The organism is Streptomyces montanus, from assembly GCF_005786655.1.
Lineage (GTDB): Bacteria > Actinomycetota > Actinomycetes > Streptomycetales > Streptomycetaceae > Streptomyces > Streptomyces sporangiiformans.
Map to the genome: position 1 here is coordinate 1 of NZ_VBZC01000165.1, position 629 is coordinate 629.

Annotated in this window: 1 protein-coding gene; it reads left to right on the forward strand. The window is 67.1% G+C overall.

Annotated elements, in window-relative coordinates:
* Positions 1-629: alpha-amylase family glycosyl hydrolase (locus tag FE633_RS46940; protein WP_246114168.1), on the forward strand; the 629-nt coding region annotated here is incomplete at both ends.

Here is a 629-nt window from a genome sequence, read left to right on the forward strand (position 1 = left end):
TTCTGGCTGGATCTGGGGATCGACGGGTTCCGGCTGGACGCGGTCCCCTACCTCTACGCGGAGGAGGGCACCGACTGCGAGAACCTCCCCGCCACCCACGAGATGCTCAGGCGGGTACGCGCGGAGATCGACGCCAGCTACCCCGACACCGTGCTCCTGGCCGAGGCCAACCAATGGCCCGAGGACGTCGTCGACTACTTCGGCGACTACAGCGCCGGCGGCGACGAATGCCACATGGCCTTCCACTTCCCCGTCATGCCCCGCATCTTCATGGCCGTCCGCCGCGAGTCCCGCTACCCCGTCTCCGAAATCCTCGCCAAGACCCCCGCCATCCCCTCCGGCTGCCAATGGGGCATCTTCCTGCGCAACCACGACGAACTCACCCTGGAGATGGTCACCGACGAAGAACGCGACTACATGTGGGCCGAATACGCCAAAGACCCCCGCATGCGCGCCAACATCGGCATCCGCCGCCGGCTGGCCCCCCTCCTCGACAACGACCGCAACCAGATCGAACTGTTCACCGCCCTGCTGCTGTCCCTGCCCGGCTCCCCGATCCTCTACTACGGCGACGAGATCGGCATGGGAGACAACATCTGGCTCGGCGACCGCGACGCCGTCCGCACCCC